At 46.0% G+C, this 14933-nt stretch carries 12 protein-coding genes; 6 read left to right on the top strand and 6 right to left on the bottom strand.

Going from position 1 to position 14933, the window contains the following annotated elements; translation table 11 throughout:
- Positions 1-117 precede the first annotated feature (117 nt).
- A complete protein-coding gene (locus tag ACRRSY_RS13255) occupies positions 118-996 on the bottom strand; it encodes a LysR family transcriptional regulator (protein WP_432463387.1) in 879 nt (292 codons plus the stop codon).
- A gap of 130 nt (positions 997-1126) precedes the next feature.
- Here ACRRSY_RS13255 and ACRRSY_RS13250 point away from each other — a divergent pair, with 130 nt between their 5' ends.
- The 3 genes from ACRRSY_RS13250 to ACRRSY_RS13240 all read left to right on the top strand — a co-directional run bounded on the left by ACRRSY_RS13250 (position 1127) and on the right by ACRRSY_RS13240 (position 5090).
- The gene (locus ACRRSY_RS13250) at positions 1127-1762 is read left to right on the top strand and encodes a DsbA family protein (protein WP_432463386.1); all 636 of its coding nucleotides are present in this window, start codon (positions 1127-1129) and stop codon (positions 1760-1762) included.
- A 69-nt stretch (positions 1763-1831) separates the two neighbouring features.
- A complete protein-coding gene (locus ACRRSY_RS13245; protein WP_432452741.1) occupies positions 1832-2728 on the top strand; it encodes an MBL fold metallo-hydrolase in 897 nt (298 codons plus the stop codon).
- A 745-nt stretch (positions 2729-3473) separates the two neighbouring features.
- Positions 3474-5090: a methyl-accepting chemotaxis protein gene (locus ACRRSY_RS13240; protein WP_432452742.1), complete on the top strand. Its 1617-nt coding sequence runs from the start codon at positions 3474-3476 to the stop codon at positions 5088-5090.
- Positions 5091-5141: 51 nt separating this feature from the next.
- Here ACRRSY_RS13240 and ACRRSY_RS13235 read toward each other — a convergent pair whose 3' ends face one another.
- A complete protein-coding gene (locus ACRRSY_RS13235) occupies positions 5142-5924 on the bottom strand; it encodes a substrate-binding periplasmic protein (RefSeq protein WP_432463385.1) in 783 nt (260 codons plus the stop codon).
- A 202-nt stretch (positions 5925-6126) separates the two neighbouring features.
- Between ACRRSY_RS13235 and ACRRSY_RS13230 the strand changes: the two genes are divergently transcribed.
- From ACRRSY_RS13230 to ACRRSY_RS13220, 3 genes are all read left to right on the top strand, one after another.
- Positions 6127-7029, top strand: coding sequence for a LysR family transcriptional regulator (locus ACRRSY_RS13230; RefSeq protein WP_432463384.1), 903 nt, complete (start codon positions 6127-6129; stop codon positions 7027-7029).
- A gap of 109 nt (positions 7030-7138) precedes the next feature.
- On the top strand, positions 7139-8530 hold the full coding sequence (locus tag ACRRSY_RS13225; protein WP_432463382.1) for a DUF1254 domain-containing protein: 1392 nt from the start codon (positions 7139-7141) through the stop codon (positions 8528-8530).
- A gap of 467 nt (positions 8531-8997) precedes the next feature.
- Complete coding sequence (locus tag ACRRSY_RS13220; protein ID WP_432463381.1) at positions 8998-11031, top strand: methyl-accepting chemotaxis protein; 2034 nt, start codon at positions 8998-9000, stop codon at positions 11029-11031.
- Here ACRRSY_RS13220 and ACRRSY_RS13215 read toward each other — a convergent pair.
- The 4 genes from ACRRSY_RS13215 to ACRRSY_RS13200 are packed head-to-tail and all read right to left on the bottom strand — an operon-like array spanning position 11021 to position 14926.
- The gene (locus ACRRSY_RS13215) at positions 11021-12022 is read right to left on the bottom strand and encodes an ABC transporter substrate-binding protein (protein ID WP_432463380.1); all 1002 of its coding nucleotides are present in this window, start codon (positions 12020-12022) and stop codon (positions 11021-11023) included. The two genes, ACRRSY_RS13220 and ACRRSY_RS13215, sit on opposite strands and share 11 nt — an antisense overlap.
- Positions 12019-13071: a FecCD family ABC transporter permease gene (locus tag ACRRSY_RS13210; protein WP_432463379.1), complete on the bottom strand. Its 1053-nt coding sequence runs from the start codon at positions 13069-13071 to the stop codon at positions 12019-12021. The genes ACRRSY_RS13215 and ACRRSY_RS13210 overlap by 4 nt, the downstream gene beginning before the upstream one ends.
- Complete coding sequence (locus ACRRSY_RS13205) at positions 13068-14093, bottom strand: FecCD family ABC transporter permease (RefSeq protein ID WP_432463378.1); 1026 nt, start codon at positions 14091-14093, stop codon at positions 13068-13070. The genes ACRRSY_RS13210 and ACRRSY_RS13205 overlap by 4 nt, the downstream gene beginning before the upstream one ends.
- Positions 14090-14926 (bottom strand): ABC transporter ATP-binding protein, encoded by an 837-nt coding sequence (locus ACRRSY_RS13200; protein ID WP_432463377.1) that lies wholly within the window; start codon positions 14924-14926, stop codon positions 14090-14092. Before ACRRSY_RS13200 ends, ACRRSY_RS13205 begins: the two co-directional genes overlap by 4 nt.
- Positions 14927-14933 lie beyond the last annotated feature (7 nt).

The raw sequence follows: 14933 nt of genomic DNA, 5'->3' as shown, positions 1-14933 counted from the left end.
TGTGTTGGTAAGTCTTATCCTGTTGGCGCTCATGTCATCGTTTTAAGGGGGCGGTTTAGCAATTGAGAACTTGTTGGCTGCACTCTTCTGTGGTGCTAAGTCTTATCCTGTTGGCGCTCATCCATTTATCTTTTCGATTAAGAGGTCGACAAAAGCTCTTACTTTCGCTGGGCGAAAGCGGGCCGAAGGGAAGACCACATGAATATCGCCGCTCGGTAGCTGCCATTGTGGCAGAAGTTTGATTAATCGGCCGGCGGCAAGATCGTCGGCAATCGCATAATCAGGTAATACGGAGATGCCAGCATCGGCAAGTACTGCTTCTCGTACTGCGAGCGTGGCATCTAAGTAGATCGAAGCTTGCATCTCAATACTTTGCTGCTCACCATCATCGGATAAAAAATTCCAGCGTAAAGGATTATTTAATGCGGTGTTGGCGATGAACGGTAATTGGCTTAGATCTTTTAGGTTCAGCGGTTCTGGTAATTGAGCATGCAGCGACTTGGATACCACTAAAAATTGTTGAAATTCGCCAATTCGTCTTACGGGCAGGTTATCTTCGCTAAGCCAACCAACGCGGATTGCCAGTTCAACCTGTCCAGACATGATGTCGACAGTTTGATCGCTTAAGGCGGCATCTACTCTGCAGTTTGGATAGTGTCGGGTGAATGCAGCAATGGTGGGGACGATAATGCCGATCCCGTAATCGAAAGGTGCGGCGATCCGCAAGGTCCCTGAAGGTTCAAGTACGGTGTCGGTTAATTCGTCGAAGGCCTCTTCCGCTTCACGCAAAATTAATACGCAGCGTTGGTAAAAGGCTTGTCCTACATCTGTGACTTTAACTGAGCGAGTGGTTCGTACTAATAGCGATACTCGGAATTCTTGCTCCAGTCTAGCGACCTGCTGGCTCACCACGGCTTTGGTGATGCCGAGACGCTCGGCTGCTGCGGTGAAGGAACCCGTCTCTACCACAGCGGTAAAATAGACTAAGCGACGCATGTTACCGAGGTCACCTAAGTTAGTTTCAGTCTTATTGTTTATTTTTAGCATACTATATGTATATATGTAATGCGTTTAACTGTCAATGTATTCGGTTTAAAGTAGCTACACTTAACTGAGGAGATAAACAATGAACATCACCCTTAACTATTTATTCGATCCATTATGCGGTTGGTGCTACGGCATCTCCCCTGCGTTTTCAGCGCTCGCGAACGCTAGCGAGCAAGTTCATATCAAACTGCTACCCACTGGACTTTTTTCCGGCGCAGGCTCAAGAGCGATGAACGAAGAATTTGCAGCTTTTGCCTGGTCAAATGATCAGCGTATTGCCAGCCTAACTGGACAGCCTTTTAGTGAACAATATCGTCACCGTGTATTAGCTGATCATCAGCAACGTTTTGACAGTAGCTTGCCAACAATCGTGCTGACGGCGGTTGCTTTAACCCAGCCAGAAAAAGAGCTGGAGATGCTGAAAGCGATTCAGAAACTTCGCTATGTGGAAGGCCGCAATGTCACTGACCGAGCGACCTTGGAGCAGGCCTTACATACATTAGGACTTAGCGATGCAGTTGCATTATTAGACAGCCCTGAGTTGCACAAAGCGAATCAACAGCGCCTCGAGCAGGCTCAAAATTTAATGCAAGAGTTCGCTGCCCGTGGAGTGCCAAGTTTGATTGCTGAGTCTAAGGGACGTCGTGTGCAATTATCTACAGCAGATTTTTATGCCGACTCACAAGCTTTATTGCGTCAGCTTAAAGCGCTTTAGAGCGCTAGCTAAGCTTATTTATTTCTGCACTCTTAATGTGCGATTAGTTACAATTTAAAAGGAAAGATAATGTCTATTAAAAATAATTTTATGAAGTTTATCGCGGCTGGCATCGTTGCAGTTTCTAGTATCAACGGTGCTGCATTTGCGGCAGAGTCTGCATTGAAGGTGCAGCATTTTCCGGCTGGAGAACACGGCTTTTATCGCGCTCCAGTATTGCTTAGCGGCGAACATGACGCGCTGTTGATTGACGGTGGTTTTACTTACCCCGACGGTCAGGCTTTAGTGGCTGCTATTAATGCTTCGGGTAAGACCTTAACCACTATTTATGTGAGTCAAAGCGATCCCGATTATTATTTCAGTCTCGCGCCGATAAAAGCGGCATTTCCTGATGTACGGGTGATTGCTGCTTCGGCAACGATTGAGGCAATTAAAGCTAATGTGAAGAAAAAACTCGCTATTTGGGGGCCTCAACTTCAAGCGAATGGTCCACAAACCATGGACGATATTGTGCTACCAGAAGCCTATGATGAATCTTCTCTTCGTATCGAATCGCATCACTTGGATATCGTCAACGCAGAGGGTTTAGCCAACCGTCGTTACTTGTGGGAGCCTTCAAGTCGAGCTATTTTGGGTGGTGTGATGGTATTTTCAGGGGTGCATGTATGGACCGCTGATACCGCTGGTGCAGCGGGGCGTGAAGCCTGGATCAACAATCTGAATGCCATGCTTGAGCGTGAACCTAAGATGGTGATTGCTGGGCACATGAGTCCCGATGCACCGACTGACGCCAGTGCTATTCGTTATACTCGAGACTATTTATTGGCTTTTGAAGAAGAACTCGCTAAAGCTACGAATAGCGAACAGCTTATCAAAGCCATGACGAAACGTTACCCGAATGCTGGAATGGGCGTAGCCCTACAAATTGGTGCAAAAGTGGCCATGGGCGAAATGAAGTGGGGCTAAGCCGCGTGTATTAGGCTTAGGTCTTTGGGGAGCGGAGCGACAGTGATACCAGATATCTCCTTCAATCGTTAGCTGTTCCGGCTTCCTTGCTTTAATGATTGAGCTGCTAAGTTTGTTAGTAGCTCTTTTTATATATGAATCCTTGAATATGATCGGCTTAGGCGAGGTAAACTTATATCATTGAGGATATTTTGGGTCCGCCGAAGCGCTAGATGCCTTTAGCTTGCGACAATAAATGTCATAATTGTTAGCAGTGTGTTTAAAAAAATCGTGAACCCAAACTGATATTATTTTATCGAAAGGCTTGGTTTCTCCCTCCTTGTTTTACATTTCGTGTTTTTTTGGGCGCTGTTGTTGTCCTTGTATATTTCACATTATCATTTGATTCTACTTCTATTTTGCGTGGAAGCGATAAGCGCATCACATCGCGGTGAACTGGACTTTTTGAATCTTGCCGAGTGGGGTAATGTAGGCTTAACTTACGATGCAATTCATATTTTAGTAACAATTCGCCAGTTTTATGTGAATTGTTTGAGAATGTAGGGGCTTGCCACGCGAATAAAATCAATTTAGCCCAATGGCAATGAAGCGCTTTACTGATGCTGTATTTAAAGTGCATATCAGATACTGATTTACGGTAAGCAAAGTAGAGGTTGTGAATCGCCTTAAGACTGGTGTTGAGCAATTTTTTACCCCGAATCCGAATAATTTAGTGCACTGATTTCTTCAAGTATGGGAGACAGTTATGAGTTTTTTTTGGGGGCGCTTATCCATTGCGACAAAACTATATGTGACGATGCTTGTGGTGGGCTGCTCGCTGTTGATCATCACCCTTAACTACACCTATCAACACGAAAAATCTTTGGTTGAAGCGATGGCTCGTCAGCAAATTAAGGCCATGAGCGAAAGTTATTTCGAGGGCCTGAATACTTTGATGTTATCGGGGGCGATGGCAAATAAAAATTTATTGCATAAAAAGATGTCTAGCCAAGAGAATATCCTTGATATCAAACTGATTCGCTCAGAATCGATTCAGGCGATGTTTCATCCCAGTGAAGCTTCGGTTAGTTTAACCGACAATCAACGTCAGGCTTTCACTGGGCAAACGGTGGTTAAGCAAAGTATGATTGAACAACAATCTGCGCTGACGGTACTGACACCTATCATCATGAGCCGCGATCATGGCGGTGTTGATTGCCTTTCTTGTCATGTGACCAGTAAGGAAGGCGAGACCGCAGCGGTGATTGAAGTTGCATTTTCACTCGCCAGCGCTCAAAAAATTATTTATAGCGCACTGCTTAAGCAAGCCAGTCTGTTAACGGTAGTTTTTTTTATTGGCATGTTGATGTTGGCCTTGATTTTTCGAAGTGCGGTGGCAAAGCGTCTTAAATTACTGCGTAATCGTTTGTTGAAAGCGGCTGATAACTCAGATCTAGCTGTGGATTTTTCGGATCAATACCACGATGAAATTAGTGGCGTTTATGCTTCGTTACAATCATTAGTGAATAGTTTTAAACAGAGTTTAACTCAGCTGACGAGTAGTAGTGACGAATTACATGATACTGCCGAGCAGGTCAGTCATGTGGCTGGTTCAACTGAACAATCAGTCACAAGGCTGAAGGCTGGAACCGATTCTGTTGCGACCACCTTAGTCCAAATAGAAGCCTCATCGAATGATGTGAAACAAAATGCGCAGTTCACCACCGACCGAACCCAGCACGCCAGTCTACATGTTGAGTCTGGTGCGAAGAAGGCGCAACAAATACTTGCTTATATGCAAGCCTTAGTGGCGATTGTAAAAGATGCCAACGAAAGCTTACTTGAATTAGGCGAGCGAAGCGAAAGGGTGAATTCGATGGTTGAAGCCATTTCAGCTATTGCTGAGCAAACCAATCTATTAGCCTTGAACGCCGCCATTGAAGCAGCGCGAGCGGGAGAGCAAGGTCGAGGGTTTGCGGTTGTAGCAGATGAGGTGCGTTCGTTAGCGAGTCGAACCCATCAGTCGACAGGGGAGATTAAACAGATTAATGAGCAGCTGACCCAACAAAAAGATCGTGTGATTTCGGTGATGAACGAGGCGAATACTGCAGTTAGTAACTCGGAAACGAGTATTGAAGAGTTATGTGCGATCTTGGAAGATATTGCCATACAAAGCCGCGAGATAGCCCAGCTAAACTCACAAGTGGCGCAAGCCGCTGATCAGCAGAACCAAGCGGTTTCAGAGGTGAATCAGCATGTGACGAGCATTCAAGATATCGCTGACGTCACCGCGCATGATGCCAGCCAGCAGCATATTATTAGCGAACGTGTCGTTGCATTGGCCACCGAGCTTAAACGGCTTGTGAATAGTTATAAGTTGTGAGTAGCAATAGGGGCGATGTTTGTTGGTCAAACTAAATAGCTTGATCATCGTTTATGGTTCCATGTCGGTGTCCATATACTGACCATCGAGTGAGGCTTGAAGCATGTGCTGATAACGTCCACTTTGCTTTAATTGGCTTAGCCCTCGATTGAATTTAGCTATCAGCTGTTGCGCATTTGGTGTTTGTTTAGAAATGATGAGGTAATAACGATCGCTCGTGACTGATTTGGGGTGATGAGTGATTTGAGCGATTTCATTGGGATTAAAATATTGCTGCAATAGATAATAACCAGCAGCTTTATCGAGTTGAAAAACTTGAATATAACCTCTTAGTAAGCGAGCGAAGTTACTGCGGTCCGACTTACTTCGGTCAATTGTGATGAGCTTCTGTCTCTCTAGTTTTTCTAGTAGTTGGTACTTATAACCCGCCGCCCCACCAAATTTAACGCCATATAAGTCTTGCGGTTTATGCCAATCGAATGCAAAACTTTTCAGATGAAAAAATACCGAAGTCCCCTCTATTACGAAGTCTGCACTATACAAAAACTGTTGCGCGCGATTGTCATTGTAAGACCAAATGAGCGAGCCATCGACTTCACCCAATTCAGCTAATAGGTAGGCTCTTTTCCAAGGGTAAAATTGATAATGAACCTCGATCCCTTGAAGTTTGAATGCTTCACTCACGATGTGTGAAGCAACGCCACCGTGTTTCAAATTTACAGATAGATAAGGCTCCCATTCGCCATTGCTAAGAATTAGCGAATGGAGCGCTAATGTTGGAAATGACGGATAGAGTAAAAGTGCAAATATTATCCCTGTTGAGAGCTTTTTCATAAGTTCCACATAGTTGATGCGGTTGTATTAGTTTAGACTATTTTTGATCTTGTTATTTAGCTCGGTTCTCTATTGCAAAAAACTGCCAGCTCAACCAAGCTCGATAATATTAAAATCGGGTCTGAGTTATAAATACTCGTAGCATTGCAGCTTGCGCTAAGCCATTGTTGTATTATAGGGCTTTAGTTGAAAATGATACCCAATGATGATCAAAGACTTTAATTTATTGCGGCTGTTACTGGTGTTAAACGAAGAGCGGCAAACAACATTAGCTGCGAAACGGTTGCACCTTAGTCAACCAACGATCAGCGTCATGCTGCGAAAACTACGTGAGCAATTTAATGACCCACTGTTTGTTCGAGACAAAAATCAGTTGGAGCCAACGGTGCGTTGTCAGCAGTTACTGATGCAGCTCCCTGCGCTGCTGGATCAATTGGATTCGTTATATATTAACCAGAAAAATTGGGACATTTCCCTGCTCGAAGGCGAGATCACCTTGATATTGTCCCCCCCTTTAATGAGCTCTTTCGCCGCCCCCTTAGTGAGTAAGCTTAGTGCTCAGGCCCCGTTAATTACGGTCGAGTGTTACCATTGGGGCTTTGAGGCTCAGCGAGATCTGGAGTTAAAAAACCAATGCTGGGGTTTTAGTTATCTACCCATGGAAACCAATAAAAATATTTTGCAAAAGGATATTGGTGATGATGAATTTGTAATGGTGATGCGTAAAGACCATCCGCTTCAGTCCTCAGAACTCAGTGCCGTGTTAGCTTATCCCTTGTGTATTAATTTAATCTTTGGTGAATCCAGCGTCTCTCGTAGTGAGCAGATACTTAAGTCTCTTGAGCTCGACAAAAAGATTAGTGTGCGTACCAGTGATATTGGCTTAATGTTAGCCTTGGTTGCTGATGGTGATTATATTGGTATTGTTTCTAGGAATATTGCTGCTCGATTTCCTTATAAATTTCGCTTCGAGCCTTTACCTCATTCTCTGCCTAATAAAAGCAGATTCCGAAGTATTGCGCTATTTACCCATCAGCGAAATCGCATTGACCCGCTTACCAACTGGCTATTTGAGGAAGCTTCCGCAATTATTGATGGTGAATAGCATTATTAATATTTCTAATGGAGCTTATAGAAATTCATCGATGGGGGGAGGAAAGCGCTTTTGTTAGGCTTATAAAGTAATTTAATGATTCACTTTATAAGGGGTTTAAATGAACCATAAGTTCTGTTCCGCAGTCATGTTTTGTTTTGCTTCAGGTTTTGCTCTTTCTAGTTTCGCGCAGTCTCAACACAGCGCTGAAGAGGAGCTTGCTTATCATCTCGGGGTACAAGCTTTTATTTATGGGACGGGTCCGCTCACTGTGGCAGCCGTTCGCCAAACCTCTACATCGGTGACAGCCCCGATGGATAACGCGATGGCACCGCTAAATCAAATGGGCAAAACGCGCGTCTTATCGGGTCCGCAACACCGTATTGTTCCTACGGTAAACAACGACACCTTATACTCTCAATCACATATTGATTTGGATGTATCTGGGCCGATGGTTATCGAAGTCCCTAGAACCGATAACCGTTATTTTATTGTTCAGTTGCTCGATGCCTACTCTGATTCTATCGATGACCTTATTAAGCAAAATGCTGGCACTCAAGGGGCTAAGTTTTTATTGGTCCAGCAGGGTTGGCAGGGGGAAATCCCAGAGGGCATTAGCGGGGTGATTGAGTCACGTACCCCCATGGTTTGGTATATTCAACGTACTGGTGTGGCAGGAGAGCAAGATCTGGATGCGGCGCTTGAAGTACATGACGGTTTTATCCATTATCCTTTATCTGAATACGGTGAGTCTCACGGCGTAGTTAGCCTTCAACAATCTTCAGGTGGTATTCCGCCAATGGCTCGTCCCCAAGGTTTGGAGTGGTTTGCCTTAATTGATCAAGAATTAAGACAAAACCCTTTAGCCGAAGATGCCGCTATGGTGGCGCAATTTAAATACATTGGTATTGGAGGAGAAACGCCTTTTAATTCGGAGCTGCTTTCTGCAGCGCAAAAACGCGGTTTGCTGCGTGCGGTGGAATCTTCAGCCCGTATTATTGACTACGCAGGTCGTCAACTTGGCGCAACTAGTCACGGTTGGTCGATGATGTTTGAAGGGGGGCGTTATGGCCAGGATTATTTGAGCCGCGCGAGTATTAATTTACGCGCCGCTGGCTTAAATGTGCCAGAGCGAGCACTTTACCCAAACCGCTACACCGACTCTCAAGGTATGCAATTATCGGGTAAATATCAGTATCGAATGACCATGCCAGCGGATGCGCCAGCAAAAGAGTTCTGGTCCTTAACTATGTACGATGCTACAAATTTGTTTATGGTGGAGAATGAAATCAATCGTTATTCGATTTCCACTAATCGTCCTGAAGAGTTGAAGTATGCGACAGATGGCACCTTGCCGATTTGCATTCAACATCAACGTCCAGAAGGCGAGCATTGTAATTGGCTACCAGCACCAGAAGATGACTTTTATTTGCATCTTCGCTTATATGAGCCGACTCAACAAGTGCTTGATAATGAATATCCAATGCCACAGGTGATCAAACAAACTCTTTAAGCGATTTATTTTCGCTTGTTCAAAACCCAGTGGACATTCCATGGGTTTTGTTTCCTGAATGCCAGAGTTTTATGTACCAGTAACACCGGAACAAAAAATAGACCACCTTAAGTTACTGATTTGTTTATATGGATTTTTGTATTCTGATGGCGTTGTGCGTAGTTTAAAATAAAATCCTGCAAGTGAGTCGTCTTCCACTAAGTGTATGTTGTTCGTCCTTTTGGTTTGATGAGTGTTGGTGGTTTTGTCGCTCCCATTAAGACAACGGAGAAGAGGGCTGATGCTCTTTGATTCAATACGATGTTGCTTCTAATAATCTTTGCTGTGTCGCAAAACATTAAGCTTGTGAATAAATATATTTATGACCAAAAAATCGCTATTGATTTTAAGATTATTTTTTTGTTGTTTTTTGTATCTATTACCTAGACTAGTTGTATGGCGTCATAACATGCATATAAAGGATGAACATGCGAATTAACTCTATTCGATTAAAGGCGATGTTTCCAACCGCCTTGCTGGCGGTTATTTTGGTTGGCTTATTTATTTTTTCTAAAGCTATGACTTCTATTCAACAAAAAGCTCTAACCGTTCAGAGTGAGCATTATTTTGCAGCAATATCGGCGGTATTAAATGCGGACCGAGATATCTATCAGGCGCGTTTAGCAATCGAAAAAATCTATTGTGGCGAAGGGGCTCTCGTTGAGAATAGAGCTGAATTTGAAGAAAATGCCCAACAGGTACTGGACCGTTTCCATTTATATCGTAAGAATCTTGAAAGTGAACCCGAGTTACTCGCTTCCTACACCCAATTTGAACAGTATTTTCAGGATTGGTACTCTGCGAGCGAACTCGTCATGGCATCTGCAAAAGAGGGGGTTGATTTTGGCCCTGAGTTTATTGAGTTGGATCGGCAATTTGGAGTGATTCGGCAGATGCTTGACCAAGCGGGAGAGAAGCTGAATGAACATACTCAGAAATTGGAAGCGGAAAACATCGATCAGGCTACACTGAATCGTTACGTTGAAGCTATATCTGAAGTACTGAAAGCAGATGTGGACATCTATCAAGCGCGCTTAGCGATGCAGAAATTGATGATTCACGATGGTCTGCCGCAGCAGAATAAAGCTTCTTTTAAAAAAAATGCCGCTCAAGCCTTGCAACGTTTTCATGCCTATCGTGCTTACTTAATTGATGAGCCTAATTTAACGGAACCTTATCAGAAGCTTGATACCTTGTTTACCGAGTGGCATCACAACAGTATTGCTTTTATTGAATCCACTGAAGTCAAGACTAACGGTGCACTCTCTGAGGCATTAATGCGGCTCGATGAAAAGTTTAAAGTGGTTCGCTCTCAATTAGATCAAGCCGGAGAAGACGTTAGAGCAAAATCTCAAGAGAGTGATGAAATTTTAAGAGAACAGGTGGAAAGTCTAGAAAGTATTGCCATGGTGATCATTATATTAGCTTTTATCGTCGCGATCGGATTTGGTTATTACATGCCTTTGCTGTTGACGCGTAACGTAAAAAATATGGCCAATCGAATTAAAGAAATCGCCGAGGGTGATGGTGATTTAACTGCTCGTATTAATTCCAGCGCTGGTGACGAACTAGGTGACCTCGCTCATGAGTTTGACGGTTTTGTTGAGCACCTACGTTCAATTATTAAAGTGATTCACAATAAAAGTGAGGCCTTAGGAGGGATGACCGAACAGTTTAACGGTGTGTCCAGTGAAGCCAGCGCGATCACCTTGGCTTTAGTGGATGCCTCAAACTCAATTGTGAGTGCCAGTAGCGAAATGAATATGTCTAATCAGCAAATGGCTGAGGTTGCCAAAGATACAGTTAAGGAAGCGAATAACTCCAACCAGCTTTCCAAACAGGGGATTGCCGCGGTCAATACCTCTAATCAAGCCATATCTAGCTTGGTCAATGATATCGAGGTGACCGAGAGTCAATCTATAGAGTTAGAAAAAAGCTCACAAACCATCGCCTCAGTACTAGAGGTGATCCGTAAAATTGCCGAGCAAACTAATTTGCTGGCTTTGAATGCGGCGATTGAAGCGGCTCGAGCCGGAGAGCAGGGGCGTGGATTTGCGGTGGTTGCTGACGAAGTCCGAACCTTAGCGACTCGTACCCAAGACAGTACCAATGAAATTGAGGGCATGATTGAACAGTTGAAAGTAAACGTGGAACGTTCCTCAAGTGCCATTCAAAATAGTCGGAAAAATGCCGAGAGTACGGTTGATAACTTTAGTCAGGTTATTCAAATATTTGATGAGCTTCGTGCGTCTTTTGGGCGGGTTCAGGAAATGGCCGATCACACGGCTCAGGCGACTCAGGAGCAATCGGCAGTCTCCAGCGAAATCAATCAAAATCTTGTTTCTTTAAAAGAGCAAACCGATGGTGTGCAAAATGTCGCGGATGAAATTCAGTCTCAGTCGCATAATATTTCCGATTTATACCAAGAGCTGAACAAGCAGGTGGGCAGCTTTAAGGTATAAAGGCTGAGTCGGCAGGCTTTATTGGCTCGTCCGGCAAGCTGTTTTGTTTTGGCCGGGCAATAAGGTGAGCTTGTACCATAGTGGCCATTGCCTGTAAGCCAGCATAAGAGTTTGAGATGGCCAAGTCGCGTGGCACCAATACATAATTGCCACTTCGACAGGCTTGCAGAAAGTTGCAAAAGTTTGCCAGCATGGTATTCATATGCGCTATTTCAGTTGCCGCGCCACTAGCTTGATCGGCGCGATAGGGGGAAAAAATAATGTCGGCATCCAGTTCCGGTAGGCGCTCTACGCTGAGCGAGATACGCTGGCCTGGGTCGATGGCATTGATTAACTCTGGAAAATGAAAACCGGCATCACGTAAGACCTGGCCTAAGGCGCGATAGCTATGGTAAACACTGAGTTTGCCACGTAGTGATTGAAATACCGATGCGGTGATAGTGGCCGAACCGATGCTATTTTTAAGCGCGGCGATTTGCATGGCATAACGGCGCTCTAGTCTGCCAAGTTGAACTTGGCTTGCGGTTAATTTAGCCAGCTTGCGATAGACCTGCGGCGCCCCTTTACTACTATCGATGACCACCGTTGGCGCAATCCTGGCTAACAGTTCAATTGGAGTTGAGCGGTTTTTTTCGGTGATGATCAAATCGGGTTTCAAGCTCACGATTTTTTCCAGATCAAGCTTCGTGGCGCCGATAAAAGAGATTGAACTGTTATCGAAATCAACACCGGTTAATCGTGCACTGGAGCGCAGATAGGGAGTGCCATTACGATTCAGTCGACCATGACTGCCGATAGGCAAAATACCTAATTCAATGAGCGGAATGGTGATATCTACGTCGTAGGTAGACACGAGCCGTTTCGGGTGCACCGGCACAGCTACGCTTCTGCCAAGGTCATCAATATAGAAGGTGGTGGTGAGTGCCAATACATTGCTGTTATTTAAGAAACAGCAACACAGAGTGAATAAAACCGTACGAATTAATTTCAAAATTGATCCCTGCGCATCCAAAGAAGGAAAATTAAACTGGGTGCTCCAAGCACTGACAATATAATCCCCGTAGGTAAGGTGAGTGGGCTAAAGGCGGCGCGGGCGAGGGTATCAGCACTGAGTACCAATAAAGCGCCAATCACGCCACTGCCGAGCAGCAAACTGCGTTCACTGTTGTTTGCCAGCAAACGGGCGAGATGTGGTGCAATTAAGCCAACAAAGGCCATCCCCCCGGCGACCGATACGCTGGTGGCCACCAATAAAACGGCTGCGCAAAAACGCAAACTGGCAATTAAAGATCGGCGCACACCAAGGCTTGTTGCCAGAGCGTCACCCAGTGCTTCTATATTTGCCGAGGGGCAGCACAGGATTAATATCAGTGCACAGCTAAGCAATATCAAGCTGGCAAGTTGCACACTGGACCAGGTTGCCGACTGCAGATCGCCGGCAAGCCAAAGCATCACCGTTTGTAGATCTTGGGTACTGCTTGAGGATAGCAAAATAAACATCACCGCGGATAATAACCACGATAAACAAATGCCGATCATCACCAAACGCAGACTGGTACTCTGTTTGGCGAGCAATTTAACCGACAGTCCGGCAGCTAATCCCCCAGCCATCCCCAGTAAGGGGCGCCAAATTAACGCCAGCTCTGAGCGCATCAGTATCACGCTTACAATTGCTAACGCAGCGCCTTCGCGTACCCCCAAAATGGAGGGATCGGCTAAACCATTTCGGGTTAAAGATTGCATCACCGCACCAGCACAGCCGAGCATTGCACCACACAACATGGCTAAGCAGATCCGAGGCGCACGAAACGCATCAAGGATCAACAAATCAGCCTGTTGAGCCGCCGAGTCGTCGAGGCTTCCCAGATGAAAATAGCTCAACAATGTGTCGAAGGGCACAGCTTCACTGCCGGTGAGCAAGGCCGTCATTGCCACCGCAACGAGTGTCATACTCAGCCCCGCCAGGCTGAGCAGCGGCAATAAATGAAATGTGAGTGAAAAAGGACCCGTGCGCAGGGTCAACGCGCTTGCTTTGTTCATCGTATCCGTCTCGTGAAAATCCACATAAACACCGGGGCACCAACCAATCCGGTTAGGGCTCCCGTGGGTAACTCCTGAGGCGAGATGATGCTGGTGGCAGCAAGGTCGGCAGCCAGTAATAAACTCGCCCCGGTGAGTGCAATAAGCAGCATTGATTGCCGCGTGGGACGGGCGTGCACACCCCGCCATATTGAAGGGGAGATTAAACCCACAAAACCAATCGGTCCCACTAGGGATACCGCAGTTCCGCTTAACAGCGCTGCGGCACAAAGGGCAAAAAATCGGGTCAGCTTAACCGAGGCTCCTAAACCTCGAGCCATATTGTCGCCCAGTGACATTGCATTTAATTGCGGCAGTAGTAGCAAGCTCATCAACACCGCCAGGCCGATAAAAGGCAAGCCGGCGAGCACTGTGGATAGTTGCGCACTGGCCCCGTCACCCACTAACCAAAAGCGCAACTCGTCCAGAGTGTTTTCATCCAGCAGCAAGATGGTGGCGCTAATGGCATTCGCGAGAGTGGAAAACGCGATGCCACAAAAAATGAGTTTCAGCGCCTGTAAACCCTTGCGTCCAGAGGAGGCTAGCGTTAATACCATGCTGAACATGATGGCGGCACCAATACTTGCAGCCAGCGGCCGTAAAGGGCCAATTAATGGCACAATTGGAAAGGCCGTCAGGCTTACCACCATTAAGCTGGCACCAGCATTAAGACCTAAGATATGGGGTTCGCAGAGACGGTTAGCCAGCGTGAGTTGCATTAAATATCCGGCTATAGCGAGGCAGATGCCTGCAAGCAGGATCGCCGTAACTCTTGGCAGCCGCAGTGCTATCAATACCCGTTGCTCAAAGTTGTTTGGGTCGTAGTCAATAATGGCATGGGCCAAACTGCTGAAGGGAATATCGCGTGGCCCTTCGATGAGATGTACCAAGCCTAATATGAGCGTGACAAGCAGCATTAAGCTGAGCTGTCCGCTGGTCGTCAAGTGAAGCTGCCGCGGTGGGCTAAGTGCTGATATGTTCATGCGCTTTGGGCTTGGTGTTGATTGGGAGCGGTTTTGCTTAAAAAAATCGGTAAGCCAGTTTGGGGATGTGGCACTGCCAATAGTGGCGTTTCAAATACCTGCTCCACGATGGCCGTCGTGCATTGGCTTGGATGCTCAAGCTGATGGAGGATCTGACCTTGTTTAAGGAACACCAGATGGTCGGTGTATTGCAAAGCTAGGTTGAGATCATGCAACACACAAACAATGGTTCGCCCGTGATGCTTGACTAAATCTCGTAATAATTCAAGCAATTCAACCTGATGGCGCATGTCGAGAAAGCTAGTTGGCTCATCTAGCAAGATCAGCTCGGTTTGCTGCGCTAAGATCATGGCTATCCAAACGCGCTGGCGCTGTCCGCCGGATAAACTATCGACCAATCTTGCGGCAAGATGAGTGGTCGCGGTTAACCGCATTGCTTCGGCCACGGCCTGTTGATCCTGTTCGCTCCATTGCTTGAGCAAGCCTTGGTGTGGAAAGCGACCCCGGGCAACTAAATCCTTAACGCTGAGATCTTCCGGCACGCTTGGTTGTTGTGGTAATAAGCCAAGCGTACGGGCCACTTGCTTGCTGGGTATATCAGCTATATTCCGCTGTTGTAAAAAGACAGAGCCTCGTTGGGCTGGTAATAAACGTGAAAGGCTGGCTAACAAGGTCGACTTCCCCGATCCATTAGGTCCCAGTAACACCGTCATTTTTCCGGAGGCCAGTTTGAGATTGAGGTTTTTTAGAACGTTATGGCCTGCGTGTCCGGCATCTAAATGTTCAGCACGCAGGATTGCAGGCTCTGAGGTCGGCTGAGCGCGCTTGTCCATTTATTTA

The sequence above is a fragment of the Agarivorans sp. QJM3NY_33 genome (assembly GCF_050870865.2).
GTDB lineage: Bacteria > Pseudomonadota > Gammaproteobacteria > Enterobacterales > Celerinatantimonadaceae > Agarivorans.
The sequence above is the reverse complement of the archived record's forward strand: the minus strand, read 5'-3'. Positions and strand labels throughout refer to the sequence as shown.

Bases quoted from the DNA above. Each gene is read 5' to 3' on its own strand.
- ACRRSY_RS13255 (WP_432463387.1), bottom strand. From the start codon at position 996: ATGCGTCGCTTAGTCTATTTTACCGCTGTGGTAGAGACGGGTTCCTTC.
- ACRRSY_RS13250 (WP_432463386.1), top strand. From the start codon at position 1,127: ATGAACATCACCCTTAACTATTTATTCGATCCATTATGCGGTTGGTGC.
- ACRRSY_RS13245 (WP_432452741.1), top strand. From the start codon at position 1,832: ATGTCTATTAAAAATAATTTTATGAAGTTTATCGCGGCTGGCATCGTT.
- ACRRSY_RS13240 (WP_432452742.1), top strand. From the start codon at position 3,474: ATGAGTTTTTTTTGGGGGCGCTTATCCATTGCGACAAAACTATATGTG.
- ACRRSY_RS13235 (WP_432463385.1), bottom strand. From the start codon at position 5,924: ATGAAAAAGCTCTCAACAGGGATAATATTTGCACTTTTACTCTATCCG.
- ACRRSY_RS13230 (WP_432463384.1), top strand. From the start codon at position 6,127: ATGATGATCAAAGACTTTAATTTATTGCGGCTGTTACTGGTGTTAAAC.
- ACRRSY_RS13225 (WP_432463382.1), top strand. From the start codon at position 7,139: ATGAACCATAAGTTCTGTTCCGCAGTCATGTTTTGTTTTGCTTCAGGT.
- ACRRSY_RS13220 (WP_432463381.1), top strand. From the start codon at position 8,998: ATGCGAATTAACTCTATTCGATTAAAGGCGATGTTTCCAACCGCCTTG.
- ACRRSY_RS13210 (WP_432463379.1), bottom strand. From the start codon at position 13,071: ATGAACAAAGCAAGCGCGTTGACCCTGCGCACGGGTCCTTTTTCACTC.
- ACRRSY_RS13205 (WP_432463378.1), bottom strand. From the start codon at position 14,093: ATGAACATATCAGCACTTAGCCCACCGCGGCAGCTTCACTTGACGACC.
- ACRRSY_RS13200 (WP_432463377.1), bottom strand. From the start codon at position 14,926: ATGGACAAGCGCGCTCAGCCGACCTCAGAGCCTGCAATCCTGCGTGCT.